This is a genomic window from Lactobacillus sp. B4026 (assembly GCF_026535825.1).
Classification (GTDB): Bacteria; Bacillota; Bacilli; order Lactobacillales; family Lactobacillaceae; genus Lactobacillus; species Lactobacillus panisapium.
On sequence record NZ_JAFNPD010000007.1, the window covers coordinates 1 to 16712 of the forward strand.

18 protein-coding genes, 2 tRNA genes and 1 pseudogene are annotated in these 16712 nt (G+C 36.1%); 15 read left to right on the forward strand and 6 right to left on the reverse strand.

Annotation, left to right across the window (positions count from 1 at the left end; all coding sequences use genetic code 11):
• Nucleotides 1–11 precede the first annotated feature (11 nt).
• The 5 genes from J3U69_RS06635 to J3U69_RS06655 all read left to right on the forward strand — a co-directional run bounded on the left by J3U69_RS06635 (nucleotide 12) and on the right by J3U69_RS06655 (nucleotide 3394).
• Nucleotides 12–84: transfer RNA gene (locus J3U69_RS06635), tRNA-Asn, on the forward strand.
• A 170-nt stretch (nucleotides 85–254) separates the two neighbouring features.
• Complete coding sequence (locus J3U69_RS06640) at nucleotides 255–1259, forward strand: mannose/fructose/sorbose PTS transporter subunit IIA (protein WP_220235135.1); 1005 nt, start codon at nucleotides 255–257, stop codon at nucleotides 1257–1259.
• Nucleotides 1260–1276: 17 nt separating this feature from the next.
• Entirely contained in the window at nucleotides 1277–2083 is an 807-nt protein-coding gene (locus J3U69_RS06645; protein WP_220235136.1) for a PTS mannose/fructose/sorbose transporter subunit IIC, read from the forward strand.
• A 27-nt stretch (nucleotides 2084–2110) separates the two neighbouring features.
• Nucleotides 2111–3025, forward strand: a complete 915-nt coding sequence (locus J3U69_RS06650) for a PTS system mannose/fructose/sorbose family transporter subunit IID (RefSeq protein ID WP_267413474.1) — start codon at nucleotides 2111–2113, stop codon at nucleotides 3023–3025.
• A gap of 6 nt (nucleotides 3026–3031) precedes the next feature.
• Entirely contained in the window at nucleotides 3032–3394 is a 363-nt protein-coding gene (locus tag J3U69_RS06655; protein ID WP_267413475.1) for a DUF956 family protein, read from the forward strand.
• A gap of 47 nt (nucleotides 3395–3441) precedes the next feature.
• Here J3U69_RS06655 and J3U69_RS06660 read toward each other — a convergent pair whose 3' ends face one another.
• Together J3U69_RS06660 and J3U69_RS06665 are read right to left on the reverse strand one after the other, a co-directional pair.
• Nucleotides 3442–4128, reverse strand: a complete 687-nt coding sequence (locus J3U69_RS06660) for a B3/4 domain-containing protein (RefSeq protein ID WP_267413476.1) — start codon at nucleotides 4126–4128, stop codon at nucleotides 3442–3444.
• 159 nt (nucleotides 4129–4287) lie between these two features.
• On the reverse strand, nucleotides 4288–5655 hold the full coding sequence (locus J3U69_RS06665; RefSeq protein ID WP_220220727.1) for an amino acid permease: 1368 nt from the start codon (nucleotides 5653–5655) through the stop codon (nucleotides 4288–4290).
• Between the two features lie 191 nt (nucleotides 5656–5846).
• On the opposite strand from J3U69_RS06665, the gene J3U69_RS06670 reads away from it, so the two are divergent.
• A complete protein-coding gene (locus tag J3U69_RS06670) occupies nucleotides 5847–6389 on the forward strand; it encodes a GNAT family N-acetyltransferase (protein WP_267413477.1) in 543 nt (180 codons plus the stop codon).
• A gap of 55 nt (nucleotides 6390–6444) precedes the next feature.
• Here the strand turns inward: J3U69_RS06670 and galE are convergent, their stop codons facing one another.
• Nucleotides 6445–7437 carry a UDP-glucose 4-epimerase GalE gene (gene galE, locus J3U69_RS06675; protein WP_267413478.1) on the reverse strand — a complete coding sequence of 331 codons (993 nt, stop codon included), beginning with the start codon at nucleotides 7435–7437 and terminating at the stop codon, nucleotides 6445–6447.
• Nucleotides 7438–7583: 146 nt separating this feature from the next.
• Between galE and J3U69_RS06680 the strand changes: the two genes are divergently transcribed.
• The 4 genes and pseudogenes from J3U69_RS06680 to J3U69_RS10435 all read left to right on the forward strand — a co-directional run.
• The gene (locus tag J3U69_RS06680; protein ID WP_220220730.1) at nucleotides 7584–8342 is read left to right on the forward strand and encodes an NADPH-dependent oxidoreductase; all 759 of its coding nucleotides are present in this window, start codon (nucleotides 7584–7586) and stop codon (nucleotides 8340–8342) included.
• Between the two features lie 120 nt (nucleotides 8343–8462).
• Nucleotides 8463–8535 (forward strand) — tRNA-Thr (locus J3U69_RS06685).
• 301 nt (nucleotides 8536–8836) lie between these two features.
• Nucleotides 8837–10027, forward strand: a complete 1191-nt coding sequence (locus J3U69_RS06690; protein WP_267413479.1) for an ATP-binding protein — start codon at nucleotides 8837–8839, stop codon at nucleotides 10025–10027.
• Nucleotides 10028–10297: 270 nt separating this feature from the next.
• Nucleotides 10298–10471, forward strand: a pseudogene (locus J3U69_RS10435) (BsuBI/PstI family type II restriction endonuclease); the annotation flags it as partial.
• Nucleotides 10472–10975: 504 nt separating this feature from the next.
• Here J3U69_RS10435 and J3U69_RS06695 read toward each other — a convergent pair.
• Nucleotides 10976–11659, reverse strand: a complete 684-nt coding sequence (locus J3U69_RS06695; RefSeq protein WP_267413480.1) for a hypothetical protein — start codon at nucleotides 11657–11659, stop codon at nucleotides 10976–10978.
• A 286-nt stretch (nucleotides 11660–11945) separates the two neighbouring features.
• Here J3U69_RS06695 and J3U69_RS06700 point away from each other — a divergent pair, with 286 nt between their 5' ends.
• From J3U69_RS06700 to J3U69_RS06710, 3 genes are all read left to right on the forward strand, one after another.
• The gene (locus tag J3U69_RS06700; protein WP_267413481.1) at nucleotides 11946–12356 is read left to right on the forward strand and encodes a hypothetical protein; all 411 of its coding nucleotides are present in this window, start codon (nucleotides 11946–11948) and stop codon (nucleotides 12354–12356) included.
• A gap of 2 nt (nucleotides 12357–12358) precedes the next feature.
• On the forward strand, nucleotides 12359–12865 hold the full coding sequence (locus tag J3U69_RS06705) for a hypothetical protein (RefSeq protein ID WP_267385744.1): 507 nt from the start codon (nucleotides 12359–12361) through the stop codon (nucleotides 12863–12865).
• 162 nt (nucleotides 12866–13027) lie between these two features.
• On the forward strand, nucleotides 13028–13333 hold the full coding sequence (locus J3U69_RS06710) for a hypothetical protein (RefSeq protein WP_103753115.1): 306 nt from the start codon (nucleotides 13028–13030) through the stop codon (nucleotides 13331–13333).
• A 174-nt stretch (nucleotides 13334–13507) separates the two neighbouring features.
• On the opposite strand, the gene J3U69_RS06715 is transcribed toward J3U69_RS06710, so the two are convergent.
• Both J3U69_RS06715 and J3U69_RS06720 read right to left on the reverse strand, forming a co-directional pair.
• A complete protein-coding gene (locus tag J3U69_RS06715) occupies nucleotides 13508–14272 on the reverse strand; it encodes a MerR family transcriptional regulator (protein WP_267413482.1) in 765 nt (254 codons plus the stop codon).
• A gap of 201 nt (nucleotides 14273–14473) precedes the next feature.
• A complete protein-coding gene (locus J3U69_RS06720; protein WP_267413483.1) occupies nucleotides 14474–14698 on the reverse strand; it encodes a hypothetical protein in 225 nt (74 codons plus the stop codon).
• A gap of 204 nt (nucleotides 14699–14902) precedes the next feature.
• Between J3U69_RS06720 and rhaB the strand changes: the two genes are divergently transcribed.
• Together rhaB and rhaM are read left to right on the forward strand one after the other, a co-directional pair.
• Nucleotides 14903–16375 carry a rhamnulokinase gene (rhaB, locus tag J3U69_RS06725; protein ID WP_267413486.1) on the forward strand — a complete coding sequence of 491 codons (1473 nt, stop codon included), beginning with the start codon at nucleotides 14903–14905 and terminating at the stop codon, nucleotides 16373–16375.
• Nucleotides 16372–16698 (forward strand): L-rhamnose mutarotase, encoded by a 327-nt coding sequence (gene rhaM / locus J3U69_RS06730; protein ID WP_267413488.1) that lies wholly within the window; start codon nucleotides 16372–16374, stop codon nucleotides 16696–16698. Before rhaB ends, rhaM begins: the two co-directional genes overlap by 4 nt.
• Nucleotides 16699–16712: the final 14 nt, after the last annotated feature.

A 16712-nucleotide genomic window follows, 5' to 3' on the forward strand; every position in this document is an offset into this window, starting at 1 on the left:
TTTTTTAATATTCCGGCTTAGCTCAGTTGGTAGAGCGCTTGACTGTTAATCAAGATGTCGTCAGTTCGAGTCTGACAGCCGGAGCAAGTAAGAAAGAGGACTAATGATAGTCCTCTTTTTTTTGTGCGGTTTTTGATTCACTTATGATTAAAAGATTAGTCTTATTATATTAGAAAATTGTTAGGTGGCGTGACTTGAACGCACTTTCAATGTACAATAATGAAGGATACGTTTTATCTAAAGGAGGAAATCTCATGGTAGGAATTGTATTAGCCAGCCATGGTGGTTTTGCCGATGGCATTGCGCAGTCAGCGCAAATGTTATTTGGTGAACAAAGCAATTTTGCTCATGTAATTTTGACACCCGATGAGGGGCCGGATGATATTAAGGGCAAAATGGACAAGGCGATTGCTTCATTTGATGATCAAGCTGAAGTATTGCTACTAGTTGATCTATGGGGCGGTACACCGTTTAATCAGGCAAATGGCTTGCTTGAAAATCATCCCAACTGGGCTGTTGTAGCTGGTATGAATTTACCGATGGTTGTTGAAGCTTTAACGCAAAGAATGACTAATCCTGATGCTACAGCTCATGAAATTGCGACTGCAATTGTTGAACCAGCAAAAGATGGTATTAAAACAAAGCCAGCTGAATTAATGCCGAAGTCAGAGAGTAAGGTAGTTTCTGAAACTCAGGAAACTGGCAAAAAGAAGACTATTCCGGAAGGAACAGTTGTTGGTGACGGACACATTAAGTTTGTTTTAGCTCGAATTGATTCACGTCTATTACATGGTCAGGTTGCGACTGGTTGGATTCCAACGATGCACCCTGATCGGGTAATAGTTGTGTCTGACAGTGTTGCTAAAGACGAGATGCGTAAGAGCATGATTCGTGAAGCCGCACCTGCTGGTGTTAAGGCTCACACTGTACCAATTAAAAAGATGATTGAGATTGCTAAAGACCCACGCTTTGGCAATACTCATGCGCTGCTTTTATTTGAAAACCCTGAAGATGTTTTAACTGTTATTAAAGCAGGGGTTGATATTAAAACGGTTAATGTCGGTTCTATGTCTTATTCAGTTGGTGATGTTAATGCTAACAATGTTTTATCAATGAACCAAGAAGATGTAGACACTTTCCACGAACTTGCTAAATTAGGAGTTAAGTTTGACGTACGGAAAGTGCCAACTGACAAAGAGGGCAATATGGACGCTATTTTAAATAAGGCCCAGAGTTTGCTTGACGAGCAAAAGAAATAAGGAAGTAGGAGCAAAAAATGAATGCTATTCAAATGATTTTAGTTGTTCTAGTTGCCTTTCTTGCAGGTATGGAAGGTATCTTAGATCAATGGGAATTCCACCAACCCCTTGTTGCATGTACGTTGATTGGTTTAGTTACTGGTCACTTGGACTTGGGTGTTATTTTAGGTGGTCAATTACAAATGATTGCCTTAGGTTGGGCTAATATCGGTGCTGCCGTAGCTCCAGATGCTGCTTTAGCATCAGTTGCTTCAGCAATTATCCTGGTTGAGAGTGGACAAGGAACTAAAGGAATCGGTATGGCTACAGGTATTGCGATGCCATTAGCTGTTGCCGGACTATTTTTAACCATGATCGTTCGGACCATTTCAACTGCTATTGTGCACATCATGGATGCCGAAGCTAAAAAGGGCAACTGGCGCAAGATTAATATGTGGCAATGGATCGATGTCTGCTTACAGGGGCTGCGAATTGCTATTCCGGCAGCACTCTTATTAGCAATCCCAGCTTCAACGGTTAAGTATTGGCTAGGACTAATGCCAGCATGGCTGAGTGAAGGAATGTCACTTGGTGGTGCCATGGTCGTAGCCGTTGGTTATGCAATGGTTATTAACATGATGGCTAGTCGTGAAGTATGGCCATTCTTCGCAATTGGTTTTGCCTTGGCAGCAATCAAGGACTTAACTTTAATTGCCTTAGGTGCAATCGGTCTTGCTATGGCTCTGATGTACCTTGCTCTTGAATCAAAGGGTGGCAATGGCAAATCTAGTTCAGATGATGAAGGTACCGGCGATCCGCTCGGCGATATCATTGATGACTATTAAAGTGATATTTAAGAGGAGGATTTTATTATGGCTGATCAAAAAATCAAATTAACTAAAGCCGACCGCTTCAATGTTATGTGGCACTCACAATTCTTGCAGGCTTCATGGAACTACGAAAGAATGCAAAACGGTGGGTTCGCATACTCACTTATTCCGGCACTAAGAAAATTATATCCAAATAAAGATGATATGGCTGCTGCGCTTCAGCGTCACTTAGTATTCTTCAACGTCCACCCATACCTTGTTTCACCTATTTTAGGTGTTACTTTGGCTTTGGAAGAGGACAAGGCAAATGGTGCTAAAGTTGAAGATGAAGCTATTCAAGGTGTTAAGGTCGGAATGATGGGACCACTAGCTGGTGTTGGTGACCCTGTTTTCTGGTATACTGTGCGGCCAATTTTAGGTGCCCTCGGTGCATCAATGGCTATCCAAGGTAACCTCTTAGGGCCAATTCTATTCTTTGTTTTATGGAATGTAATTAGAATTGCCTTTATGTGGTACACCCAAGAATTTGGTTATAAAGCCGGTTCAGCAATTACTAATGATATGTCTGGTGGTCTTTTACAAAAGGTAACCCGTGGTGCGTCCATGATGGGGATGTTTGTTTTAGGATCATTAATTGAGCGTTGGGTAAACATCAAGTTTACGCCGATTGTTTCGAGAACACCGGTCCAAAAGGGTGGTTATATTGATTGGAACTCGCTTCCTGCTGGTGCCAAGGGAATTCAACAAGCTCTGCTAGGACAAGCAAATGGTTTATCCTTGACTAAGTTTAAGGTAACTACCTTGCAAAATAACTTGGATATGTTAATTCCAGGTTTAGCTGGTTTACTGCTAACATTCCTTTGCATGTGGCTTTTGAAGAAGAAAGTTTCACCAATTGTAATTATTATTGCTATCTTTATTGTTGGTGTATTATTACACGTTTTACATGTTATTTAGGATAAAATGGTTGAATCACAAAATACTAAAGTCGATTTAACAGCTGAAGCCACTTGGTTTCGTGCAGTTGCTGTATATGGTAAAACGATGGTGGGCGATAAGGCGTTTGAGTTTTACAATGAACGTAATTTATCTGATTACGTTCAGATACCGTGGAATGAAGTGACTTATGTTGTAGCTGATGTTCATTTTAAAGGACGCTATATACCACGTTTTGAAATCAGAACGCGGACTAGCGGAACATTTATTTTTACAACTAAGAACAATAAAAAAACGCTGCGAGCAATTCGCAAATATGTCCCTGCTGACCATATGCGACAAGCGCTGAGTCTGTGGCAAAATCTCAAAAGAAGATTTTTAAGTAAATAAACAAAAAGAAGTTTTAAGTATGAAATTATTTAAAGCTTCTTTTTTTACTATTTTGTAAATTCTTGAATAGTACCTTTAACACCTAACTTAGTGGCAATTATGTCTTGAAGTGCATTAATGGCAGTATTAGTTCTATCCTTTTGCTCCTCATTTACTGCTTCCATGATTAAGATTGCGTTAGTTGTGTCTTCAGTCAACATGGTTCTTTCACCATCACGCCAATTAAGTGAACGACACACCGCACCAGTTTGATCATAATAAATGATTTCATCAGTCCTAGGCGGTTCATTTTTAGTAGCACCGATAGGATAAAATTCTTCATTACCGCTGGCAAGGCCTAAATGCATGGTTCCAGCAATTTTAGCAAGATCTTCGCCACCGCAAGGAACGCCATATTCCAGTGAAACGCTGTTGTAGAGATCAACCAGTGGATTAATTGGGGTAAATGTTCTGCCCTGGGCTACGCGTTTGAGTAATGCTTCAATAGATGCACGAGCGCCCTTTTTCTTTTTAAATTGACTAAAAGCTTCCCGCCATTGGGCAATTACAGGATTATCTTTAAAGTCAGGTTCAGTTAAATATACTTGTGCTTTTTCTTCGGCTTGATTCAATATTTGTTGGTAGCTAGAGACATCGCTAGGGATGTGATTATCAATACCATTGACAACTAGCGTGAAAATTTTAGCTTCAGGAAAGATTTCCCAAAACTTTTGATCAACGACAAATGTTTCCATAATAGTTCCTCCTAAAAAAAGAGCACCTAGCAAACTCTACTAAGACCTAAAGAGTTCACTAAGTGCTATCGCCCGGTGGTGATTAAATATTTTAATTAACCTAAATTTTATTATAAAAATAATGGTAATTCAAGTTTCCCCTAAGGTTATTTTGCCCAGTTAGGCTGCTTCTTTGCGCCAGAATTTGGCAAGACTAAACAAAATAATGAATGTTAATAGGGCGGCAATCATTGAGATACGGTTGCTTGGGAGAATTAATAACAGAATAATCATGATAATGAAAAATGCTAAGGTTGCATAATCCCAGAATGGAAAGCCCGGCATTTTAAAATCTGTTAATTCAGCAGAATTAGTCTTTTTGCGGTAAGAGATATGGGTTAAAAGCATCAAGCACCAAATAATAAGAAACATACTTGTAGAGGTTGATGAAATAAAATTAAAGGCCTCTTTACCGATAAGAATAATAACAAAGGGGGCAAGTTCCATTAATCCTGCTGATAAAAGCAGCGCATTTTGAGGTAGTTGCCGTCTTAAATGGCCAAATGTCTGATTCCATTTTCCCTTGCCATTAAAAGTGACGGAAAACAGTAAACGTCCTGCGCTATACAAAATACTATTAGTTGAAGAGACGGCTGCGGAAATAACAACGAAGTTAATAATTGAACCAGCGTTGCGAATACCCGTAGCTGCAAGTGTTTGCACAAAAGGACTTGAATTGGTTGATACTTTATTCCATGGGATAACGATTAAAATAGCAATAATGGCCAAAACATAGAATAAAATAATTCGCATTGGTACCTCATTGATTGCCTTTTTAATCGTTACCTTAGGGTTCTGTGCCTCGGCTGCAGTTAAGCCAACAAGTTCAACACCGACAAAGCTGAAGATAACCATCTGAAAACCAGCGAAAAAGCCGTTGCTTCCCTGGGCAAAAAAGCCGCCATTGGTCGTTAAATTAGCTAGGGTGACAGGGCCAAAACTGGTTTTGCCCCCAGTTAACAATAAATAACCGACTAAAATGACGAAAGCAATCACAGTTACGATTTTAATAATGGCAAAACTAAACTCGAGGTTGCCGAAAAGGCGCGCTGACAGCAAATTGATGCAAAGCAAAACCGCGATCGTAACAAGTCCTGGCACCCATGTAGGCAGATGGGGAAACCAGTATTGAAAATAAATTCCAAGTGCCGTCATCTCGGCCATTCCTAAAGTGACCCAGCTAATCCAATAAAGATAGCCTGAGATGAAGCCGATATTTTTGCCAAGATATTTTTTAATAAAGTCAATATAAGTATGTTTGGATAAGTCTGAAACGATTAATTCACCCAAAGCACGCATTAATAAAAATAAGAAAATACCAACAATAATGTAAATCAAAATAACGCTTGGACCAGCTCGGCGGATACTGTTACCAACTCCTAGGAAAAGCCCGGTCCCAATGGTTCCACCCAGCGCAATCAGCTGAATATGGGCATTGGTTAGAGTTCGTTCATAACCCGAGCCTTTTTTTTCATCTTCATCGTTCATCAAATCACTCCAAATTCTATTTCTTTTTTTATATTACAATATTCGATTATAGCATTAGTATGAGAAGTTTGACTGCTAAAAGCTGAAAAAATTCTAAAATTTAATTTGTTTATTGCTAGTAAAAATGGCCGAATGCCTTGTTATTGTAGTATGATAAACTATATTAAATTATAATTAAGGAGGAATGCTGGATGTTTACTTGCTGTGAATTTGAGATTAATAGTTACGAAGTTAAATTGGCATTACCCGAAGTAAAGTATGCGGACAAGCTCTATGACATAATTGCTCATGATCGCGCTGAGCTAGCTCATTTTTTACCTTGGGCGGGAAAAATGTCAGCGGTTGAAGATGAGGTCGATTTTATCAGGGCTATGCGAAATGATTTCGCGCAATACCGTAAGTTACCGCTAGTCATCTTGGTCAATGAACAGCCAGCCGGGATGGTCGATTTACATACTATTAAGTGGAAGAATGAAAGTGCCGAAATTGGTTACTGGTTGTCTCAAGCTTATCAAAAAAAGGGTATCATGACTGAAGCAGTCAGGCGACTAGTTGCTTTTTCTTTTAACGAACTCGGATTACATCAAGTCAAGCTTCTAGCGGACCACAACAACCTTGCCAGTAGAGCAATTGCTGAAAGACTAAATTTTACGCATGTTGCGCTTTTAAAGGATGAAGTTAAGTATCACGGTAAGTTTTGCGATATGGATTTATACACCATGATTAAACAATAAGATGGTAAATAAAAAATTCACGACCAAACTAAGTTTAGTTGATCAGTGAATTTTTTTATTTATCTTCATAACCGTTTGGATGCTTTTGGTGCCATTGCCATGCGCTTGCAATCGTATCTTCAGCTGTTTCATGCTTAGGTTGCCAGTTTAAAATGGTTCTTGCCTTAGTCGAGTCAGCGACTAGGCTATCAGGATCGCCAGAACGCCTTGGTCCCATTGTGTAAGGGATGTCGATACCAGTAACTTGGCGTGCTGCTTGTAAAATCTCTAAATTGGAGTACCCGTGAGCAGTTCCGATATTAAATACATCAGATTGCTTGTTTTTAATTAAGTACTTTAAGGCCAAGATATGCGCATCGATCAGGTCATTAACCTCAACGTAATCACGGATATTAGTGCCATCTTTAGTATCATAGTCATTGCCAAAGATAGTAAACTTCCCGTCACCGGAAATGGCGCTGCGCAGAATATTAGGTACCAGATGGGTTTCAGGGTGATGATCCTCGCCAATTTCGCCTTTATTACCAGCACCAGCAACATTAAAGTAACGTAAAGCAATTGATTTGATGCCATCAGCCTGATCAGCCCAATGAATGATTTTTTCCATCATTACTTTAGTGTCGCCATATGGATTGATTGGGTTTAGGGGTGATTCTTCAGTAATCGGCAACTTTTCCGGAATACCATAAGTGGCTGCACTTGAAGAGAAAATCAGATACTTAACATCGGCATCAGTCATTGCCTCAAGCAGGGCAATCATTCCCGCAACATTATTATCATAGTACTTGAGGGGCTTTTTCACTGATTCAGGGACTAAAGAGTAAGCGGCAAAGTGCATTACTGCGTCAATTTTTTCATTACGTAAAATTTGGCTAACTAAGAACTTATCTTCAATATCGCCTTGATAAAATTTGGCTTGAGGGTCAACTGCTTTTCTGTGTCCGGTATATAAAGCATCAAGAACGACTACTTCATAGCCTTGTTTAACCAATTCACTGACTGCCACAGAGCCAATATAGCCAGCACCACCAATAACTAATATGCGCATAATTACCTCCATTGAATATATGTAGTTAACTTGATTTTAGCATAGAATAGGAGCGAATTTCAGTTTTTTCTAAATGAGTTAATTGACAGCAAAAAAAATTTGCAATAGACTTACTTTTAGTAAGATGAATAGAAAGAAGTAGGCAAATGATTCATAATTCAACAATTAATAAGCAAATTAATCATCGCTCGATCCGAAAATTTAAGGATAAAAGTTTAGATTCTGAGCAATTAACAACTTTATACACAGTTTTTCAACACACAGCAACTAGTATGTTTATGCAAAACGCTAGTTTACTGCATATTACTGATCAAGCTAAGCGGGAAAAGATTAGGGAACTTTGTGGTCAAAAATATGTTGGTGCTGAAGGTGATTTGTTTATTTTTATTGTTGACCTTTACCGAAACCAGCAAATTCGTCAACAGCTTAATAAGGACGATGGCCGCGTTCATACGACGGATATATTTTTCCAGGCAATGGAAGATACGCTGCTGGCTTGGCAAAATGTTGCTAATGCGGTTGAAAGCATGGAATTGGGTTATGTTCCGCTGGGGACAATTAATGATCATCCTCTTGAAATGCTTGCTGAACTTGACTTGCCACCGTTAACTTTTCCAGTCTTAGGGATGCAGGTCGGTATCCCAGATCAAGAACCGCAGTTAAAACCGCGTTTGCCTCTAGAATTTACTACTTTTGAGAACGAATATCCCCGGGACTTTAAAGTGGACAAATTGCGCGACTATGATCAAGTTGTCACCACTTATTATGATTTGCGTGATTCCAATAAGCGAATTGATTCGTTTACCAAGCAAATCACCGGTGCAAAATTAGATAATAAAACGACTGACCGGGACCAACTGCCGGAACTGCTTCATCAACAGGGCTTATGCCTAGATTGGAAGTAGGCAATTAAACCTATTGCTTGTATGCAGCAATAGGTTTTTTCTCTGGCAATATTAAAGAAAGTCTGACATTTAATTGCACGTTTTTTTTAGTTTTGGTATAATTTGAATGTTGCCAAAATTGCTGATTTAGCTCAGTTGGTAGAGCGTTTCCCTCGTAAAGAAAAGGTCGCCAGTTCGATTCTGGCAATCAGCATAAATTTATCGTTTAATATTTCAAATCCTTTCAAATGAATCCTATTAGGACAGCATTTGAAAGGTTTTTGTTTGTTTTGAAAAATCATGAAATAAGTTTGATTTTAAGTAAATAGGCACACCAATAGACGCGCGAAGGGTGAATATGTTTGTAGTGTGTTTAAGTAAGTGAGAGTATTCAAAATAGTATGATTAGCAGGATGCTATGGTCTGCTTTTTTAGTCTGCGGGTTAAACCTGTATTTTACATAGAATCTGAAAAAAGATAAAATTTAATTGAAATTGTATGAGGAGAAAAGGCTTATGCTGGGAGATATAATAACTAATCTTATTTGTGAAGATGAAGATGAGTATCACGATTTTAAAGAAGAATGGTACGTTCAAAATAAAAAAGATGAAATGATAAAAGACATATTTAGCTTCGTTAATACGGCTCACCATCATGATTGCTATTTAATAATGGGCGTTAAAAATGATCGTGACCATACTATAGTGGGCATTGAAAACGATAAAAATAGATATAATACGCAAAAATTAACAGATTATTTAGGGCATTTACCTATTGCTAATCACGAAACTCCTGTTGTAAGGGTGGAATCCTTACCGATAGAACAGCATACTATAGATGTGATTATTATAAAGGATTTTAATCAAGTACCAGTATATTTAACAAAACAATATCGTCCTAAAAAGTGTACAAATATAATTCAACCCGGACAGATTTTCTGTAGATTAAATGATACTAATACGGCAATAAATCAAACTGCCAAAGACTATCAGGTAGGAAAATTATGGAAAAAAAGGTTTAGATTAGATTTACCACCTAAAGAGCAATATAAATATAAACTTTCGGATATAACTAATTGGGAATACTCTGAGGATGGAGAAAAAAGGTTTTTATATGAATTTGATCCTGATTATTGCATTTATTTGGTGGATGATATTGATAAGGACTCGCGTCATAAAATACAGTCATATTCCTTATCACAAAACAGAGCCCGTGTAAACTGGGAAACACTAAATTTGATGTATAAAGACCGTTTGATAAAAAGTTTCACAGTAGTGTATTTAGATCAATATAGATTTCTCACTGTTTATCCACAAGAATCTTGCTTAGAATCAAGCTATACTTCTATGTTGGTTTATAGATTTATTCTGGCTGATTCAATTGATTTCTATGTAGAAAAATTTTTGTTAAACCAGAAGAATGTTTTTTCTCCTTCACCAGACAGTTTCCAAAAAGATAAGCTTCTAGAAAGTATTGTAGTTTTTAAGGATATCGAACAAAAAAATATTATTGATAAAGAGTTGAAAAAGGATATATCCGTAATTAGAAAAGAAGTAAAGCCAAAATCTAGTCAGCTGAATTCAATTCAGAAAAAAGTTAAACTAGAATTTAAATATGAAGATGAAGTGTCTATCAATGAGATAACTGCAGCATGCCAAGAATTTAATCTTGGAGTATATATAAATGATTCCAAATTTCCAAGATAAATGAAGTTAACTCAACTCTATAAATTGCTACATTTTCAGCAATAAAAAATAATATAAGAACGCTTTATGTAACTTCAAAAAAGATCATGAATCTAGAATTGTTCCAATGAAAGATAGAGAAATAGAGCTATAATACCAATTTAACGGATATGAATTTAAACTAACGTCTGGTCCGCATAATATATTGCATAGAGAAGTTTGCAGAAATTTGCAGGTAGCTCTAAATTACTTTGTATAGGTGACAGAGAATAGAAAGACTTAAAATTTGATAGGGCTTTAACACATATCTTGGGCTTTCCTATGAATATGTATGAATCAATACCAGATATTATCTTGTACCAAGAAGAGAAAAATTGGATATTTTTAATTGAGTGTGTTGCATCAACTGGACCTATGTCAGTAGATAGAGTTGAAAAATTAGAAAAGCAAAAGCATATAAAGTAAATTCAGGTTTAGTATTTGTTACAGCATTTCAGGATTGGAGAGAATATAAAAAATTTGTAGAAAGTATTACGTGAGAAATAGAAATATGGATAGCTGATTTTCTAGATCACATGATATATGAATGGGAATAAATTCATATACCGTACTATAGTAAGTAATTTTTATATTTATTTTAGGTATGAAACTATTTGGTAAATTCAACTTATCTGACTAATGTAAATGCCACAGAAAAATAAACATTAAGAATGAGAAGGTATGAGCGAAGAGTAAAGTCTAAATGTGAAGGGGCAAATTAACAGCTGTTTCGGAATGTGCAGCCTTATGAAGAAAAATGGGTTTTGTCGTGTAAGTTAAGCCCGAGGTAATAAATACATTTTAATTGATAATAAGAAATATAGAATAATTGTATTTATTAACAACATGGGAAGTAGAGATAGCATTTCAGAAAGAATAATCATTAATTATATGAAAAAGGCCGGAAGTCTCCGGCTTTTTTGCTATTAATTAAATCAAATTCATAAAATTGCGAATCATTATTGAATTGAGGTCTTTAAAAATAATTTTATTTGGATTTGATAGGTTCTGATATAGCTCAATTTTTAATTTATTTAATGTTTTTTCATTATTCATAGTCAGCATAATTAATTCCTGAGCATGAACCAAAAGCTGATTATGATAGTGATCATAGAGACTAATCAAGTTATTGTTTTTACAACTTCTGTATTTTGCATTGATATCTAAAATAAGTTGACTAATTAGAATTAGAGTTAGTGTCTTCAGTGAAGTTTTCTTATTGTATAGTCCTTGATACAAGTCATACTTAGTTTTTATACAGTGGTTGTTAACATGAGTGAACTTCAAAAAATTTTGCTTTGAATCGTATCTACTAATGATTTTTGGGATGGTAAACAACAAAGTGTCTAAAACACTTTGATTATTAGGAAAAAGCAATTTTTTCCAAGCTGCTGAGCTTCCATACTGTATCTTAGAAATTATTAATAATTCAATTCCTGTTGGCCTATAACCCTTTGCCAAATGCATGATTCTTAATTCATCTTCTTCATTTTTATCAATATTTCGGTATCTTTCCTCCTCTTTCAGTGAATTGATTATTTCAGCAAATTCTCTATACGTGATGTTTAGATGGCTTAGATATTGAATCAAACCATTTTGATTGGTGTGCTCCATGTATGGTTACAATGCGCATTGATATGTCCTCCTTTAATTTAATTGGTACCTATAATAACGATATATCCTTTTTGATTTTTTGGGGCTGTGGCTCTATATTATGAAAAATCCCATTTAATAGCTTTAATCATGCTTTTAATTTATAAAAATAAAAAAATGTCAATACCGATTTTTATTACTTCTATATAGGGATAGAAAAAGGTATTTTTTATTTGTTTCATTATTGATTAAATAAAAAGCAAGGTCATGACCGATTTGTAACCAATAATATTTAGGAGGACAAATTTTGGCAGAAATAAAAAATACTTCAAATAATAAGCTAATAATTGATAACCAGAAAGAGAGTACAAGCAAAATACATGACAAAAATGTTTCTACTCTTTCTGACAGTCATTTAAACAAAAACTCCCTAATTCAATCCTACATGGAAATGGAATTAGAGAGGGTAATGGGTAATTACTTCGTATTTGATAACCTTGAATACCAGGAAACTCCTGACTATAACGATAGTAACAAGATTAATAAGGCAACCATTTATGCAGTTAAGGTAATCAGTAAAAAAGCGGCGCTGCCGTTTGGTTCGATTATTAATGTAAAAGTAAAGGATACTGAACCACTTTTCACAGAACATGAAATTGAAAACATCACCGCAACTGCTTTCTACAAGGCATTAATAGATGTCAAGGAGGCTAGTTAATAATGATCAATAATAAATTAGAATATGATACGCAATATCCATGGGGTATTAGTCCAATGAGTTTTGGAATCGTAGCATTTCCGTGGATATTTTGTGTGATGGTTTTTTGGCTAATATCAAGTATGAATGGTGATAGCAACTTCGTGGTTGCATTATTGATTGCTATGATTCCCATATTCATATTATTAATATACGAATTCAATCGATTGAAGAACTTTGGCTGGCTGGTTACTGCAATTCAAAATGTAGTCAGTTCTGCTAGACTAATCAAGGAAGTAAATCCACCATATCGAACAATCTTTGGCTATAATAAAGTGCAAAAGGGGCCAATTTTTGAAATTGAACAAATTAATGAAAATAGGTATTCAGTAACGTACATCCCTAATGGGTGCCCCAATCAAACCACCGACTTATTGCCATTATTGCAGGCCGAGCTTCCACAATGTATAGTACTGTTGAATGACTGTCTACCAAAAAAGTACATTATTATAACTGGGGGTAGGAATTAACGTGTGAAGGAATGTGCACTTAACTATACTTTATTAGCAAAATTAAAGAGCGACAAAGAAGTTTAGAATATAATGTAAGTGTTTACACAAATCAGGGAAAGTGTTACTGTAACTACATAAAAGTTATTTCGTTAGAGTTAACAAGCTAGATAGGGGGCTTGAATGATGAAATGGCAAATCAAACCAGTTACAGTAGAGCAAAAATTACCTGCACTGTTTAATAAGAGGGGGCATTTTGCTAATTCAACATACTTGATTTCGTTGAAAAACGGTTTAACACTGGATGTAAGTAAATATCCTGAATTAAAAAAGTTGGGATATTGGATCGTACCTGGAGATTGCACCAATTTGCGTGTCTGGTCACCAAAGGCCCAGCCCGAATTAGCGGATAAGTTTTGTGAAATAACTGGACTAAAACAGTCGGATTTTGATATCGGATCAATTGCTGGTTTGTGGTATTTGTATTAAATAATTTGTAGATAATAAAGCCCATAATTAGAATTTCTAATTATGGGCTTTTTTGTTTTAAGAGAAAACTTAGTACAAAAAACACACAGCTTTAATCGCTATGTGTCAGATAACTTCTTAATAGTTTAGATTTTTTAACTTATTTACCAATAATATTGACTAAGGGATAAAAAGTTAAGCGTAATAGTCAATGATTGCTTTTAAAGTTTTGGCGGCGTCTTTTTTACCAGTGCCTTCTTCGTAATATCGCCTGAATCGCGCATCCCCTACATACATATTTGCCAGCCCCTTATGGGCTTTTGATGAGTATTGTCCCGTTGGCCACATGGCTAACAAATATTTTTGATGAAGATTAAAAAGATGTTGAGCAGCTGCTTTCGTAACATCCAGGTTCCCAACTAAAGGCCTTAACTCTATTAGTATTTGCTTCTTGATATCTTCTACATGATTGAAATCTTTTTCTGAAAATGAACAGAATTTTTCTTTACTAGCATCGATTGTTTCATCACCATAATTAGAGCGAATTTCTTTGCCGTACTTCTTTTCATTGTCAACAATTGCTTGAGCCTTAAGCGCTGTGAATTTTTCTACATCGTTCATTTGAGTTTTTCCTTTCATTACTGCAAGTGTTTTGTCTAAGGAAATAATCAGATCGCTCAACCGCTTTTGTTCATTAACAAGCTTTTGCCGCTGACTTTGCAGAGTCACGATTTGCTGTTTTTGTGAGCTTACCATTACTTGTTTAATTTGTGCTAACGGTAAATCAAACAATTTTAAGAACATTATCTTTTGTAGTTGATCAACTTCGGTTTCTTCATAATAACGATAATTGTTTTCTGGATCTCTTCGCGCTTTTAAAAGACCACACTTATCATAGTAACGTAATGTTCTGGTAGAAATACCTGCTAACTTGGCTAAGTCGTTTATTGAATATGACATGATTAAATCCCTCACTTGCAAACAAAGTATAATCTTTGACGTTACGTCAAGGTCAAGAAAAATCAAACTAATTTAATGCACATTAAAATGGCGCTAATAATAGGGTTTTACTGCATTTTCGGTTACTTAAAGTCTATTAGATATTTCCCGCAATAGTAAGGGTAACAGTAAAAAAAGCCATTTTTTTACAAAATAGCTTAACTAAAATAATTGCAAGATTTTTTGCTGAGCCTCACGGCCTTCTTTTATCCAAGTCTTAATCTTATCATTGTCGACGCGATAAACCGGGGCACTAATACTAAATGCTCCAAAAATATGATCGTTTTTTACCAAAGAAAAGCTAATACAATAGACGTTGTCCTGATTTTTAATTAGAGTAGAGAGCCAGCTAATTTTTTCTGTTACCTCAGAAAACATGTAATTCATTATTCATTTCTAACTTCATCTTTCGTTAACTATCCACTTTTTCTTGAATAGTGAATTTGGTTATTTGGGGTTTTAGATTAAGCAAAAAAATCGTGCGAAATTACCAATCAATATGATACAGATTGCATTCTGATATGTCATTGTAAGCGCTGTCAAAGACGCGTATAAATATATTTGTAAGGTTTGAAAGCGTGGTGATAGTAATTGGCAAAGACTTATGTAGCAGTTGACATCGGAGCTTCAAGCGGTCGACTGATGTTGAGTCAACTAACTGATGGCAAAATGTCACTTAAAGAAATGCATCGGTTTAAGAATGGTTTTACCCTAAAAAATGGCCATGATCGGTGGGATATTGATCATATTATTAAAGAGATTTTGTTAGGACTACAAAAAATAAAGAAAGCAGGCTATAACGAAATTTCTCTTGGAATAGATACCTGGGCGGTTGATTATGTTCTTGTCGGAAAAGACGGACGTAAGCTGGAAGATCCTATTAGTTATCGTGATGCGCGCACCACGAATGCAATTAAGGACTTAACCGCTAAAGTTTCAAAAGAACGGATTTATCAAAAAACGGGCATCCAATTTTTAAACTTCAATACACTCTATCAGTTATTCGAAGAAAACAGGGAGTTACTTTCTAAGACCGATAAAATCATGATGATTCCTGATTATATTGGTTTTGTGTTAACAAATAAGGCTGTCCTAGAAGTAACCAATGCATCAACTACTCAAATGTTGAGCTTAAGAGAAGGGTTGTTCGATCAAAATTTACTCAAAGAAGTAAATGTTAAACAGGAACAATTTCCGAAATTAGTTGATGCCGGTACACCGTTAGGTAAGCTAGATCGAAGTAAATTTTCCGATTATGATTTACCGGATACTGATGTGATTACGGTAGCGACTCATGATACGGCTTCGGCTGTAGTTGGTGCCCCCGGAATGGGACATCATTGGGCTTACCTTTCTTCGGGTACTTGGTCATTATTAGGGGCAGAACTTAATGTCCCTGAAAATGGTCCAGAGGCATTTAAAGAAAATTACACCAATGAGTGGGGTGCATATGGTACTTACCGGTTCCTGAAAAATATTATGGGATTGTGGATGGTTCAGTGCGTTAAGCGCGAATTGGATGACCAATATTCTTTTAGTGAACTCGCAGAGATGGCCAGCAAAGTTAAGCCATTTGAACAATTTATCAATATTAATGATGAGCGGTTTGTCAATCCTAAGAATATGATTGCGGAGATTCAAGCATATTGTCGTGAAACTGGTCAAAAAATTCCTAATACCCCTGGCGCAATTGTCATGGCAATCTATTCTAATCTAGCTTTGTTTTATGCTCATGAAATTGAAAAACTAAATCAGATACTTGGTTATCAGATTGATACGCTAAATATTGTTGGTGGTGGTTCAAATGTTAGTTTGCTTAATCAGCTAACGAGTACAGTTGCTGGTATTGCCGTTTATGCTGGTCCAAGTGAAGCCACGGCAATTGGCAATTTAGTTGTTCAAATGATTACTAGAAGTGATATTTTGAATGTTTATTTGGCCCGCAGAATTATTAGCGCTTCGTTTGCCATTAAAAAGTATGAACCCGAAAAGGGGAAATACGAGGGCATACTTGCCGATTATGTGAACTTTTTACATACAGCTAAAAGAGGTGAGGTGATATGACAGTGAGATTAGGACAAATAATGCATGTTAATCCGAATTATTTTTCTGAATATGAAAAGCGGCACCGAAGTCTTCCAACTAAGTTCCCCCAAATGAAGAAGGCCTTGAAGGAAGCAGGTGCTCATAATTACTCAATTTACTTGGATAAAAGAACTGGAACATTATTTGCTTATTTAGAGATAGATGATATTGCCAAGTACCGGGAAATTGCACAGACTCCGGGATGTAAAGAATGGTGGCATTACATGGCAAAATTAATGGATGTCAATCCGGATGAAAGCCCCGTTACGATAGATTTAGATGAAGTTTTCCATATGGATTAATTAAAGGAGAAAAT

Bases quoted from the DNA above. Each gene is read 5' to 3' on its own strand.
- J3U69_RS06665 (WP_220220727.1), bottom strand. From the start codon at position 5,655: ATGAACGATGAAGATGAAAAAAAAGGCTCGGGTTATGAACGAACTCTA.
- rhaM (WP_267413488.1), top strand. From the start codon at position 16,372: ATGACAGTGAGATTAGGACAAATAATGCATGTTAATCCGAATTATTTT.
- J3U69_RS06690 (WP_267413479.1), top strand. From the start codon at position 8,837: ATGCTGGGAGATATAATAACTAATCTTATTTGTGAAGATGAAGATGAG.
- J3U69_RS06695 (WP_267413480.1), bottom strand. From the start codon at position 11,659: ATGGAGCACACCAATCAAAATGGTTTGATTCAATATCTAAGCCATCTA.
- J3U69_RS06655 (WP_267413475.1), top strand. From the start codon at position 3,032: ATGGTTGAATCACAAAATACTAAAGTCGATTTAACAGCTGAAGCCACT.
- J3U69_RS06650 (WP_267413474.1), top strand. From the start codon at position 2,111: ATGGCTGATCAAAAAATCAAATTAACTAAAGCCGACCGCTTCAATGTT.
- J3U69_RS06670 (WP_267413477.1), top strand. From the start codon at position 5,847: ATGTTTACTTGCTGTGAATTTGAGATTAATAGTTACGAAGTTAAATTG.
- J3U69_RS06680 (WP_220220730.1), top strand. From the start codon at position 7,584: ATGATTCATAATTCAACAATTAATAAGCAAATTAATCATCGCTCGATC.
- J3U69_RS06640 (WP_220235135.1), top strand. From the start codon at position 255: ATGGTAGGAATTGTATTAGCCAGCCATGGTGGTTTTGCCGATGGCATT.
- J3U69_RS06710 (WP_103753115.1), top strand. From the start codon at position 13,028: ATGATGAAATGGCAAATCAAACCAGTTACAGTAGAGCAAAAATTACCT.
- J3U69_RS06660 (WP_267413476.1), bottom strand. From the start codon at position 4,128: ATGGAAACATTTGTCGTTGATCAAAAGTTTTGGGAAATCTTTCCTGAA.
- J3U69_RS06705 (WP_267385744.1), top strand. From the start codon at position 12,359: ATGATCAATAATAAATTAGAATATGATACGCAATATCCATGGGGTATT.
- J3U69_RS06715 (WP_267413482.1), bottom strand. From the start codon at position 14,272: ATGTCATATTCAATAAACGACTTAGCCAAGTTAGCAGGTATTTCTACC.
- J3U69_RS06645 (WP_220235136.1), top strand. From the start codon at position 1,277: ATGAATGCTATTCAAATGATTTTAGTTGTTCTAGTTGCCTTTCTTGCA.
- J3U69_RS06720 (WP_267413483.1), bottom strand. From the start codon at position 14,698: ATGAATTACATGTTTTCTGAGGTAACAGAAAAAATTAGCTGGCTCTCT.
- galE (WP_267413478.1), bottom strand. From the start codon at position 7,437: ATGCGCATATTAGTTATTGGTGGTGCTGGCTATATTGGCTCTGTGGCA.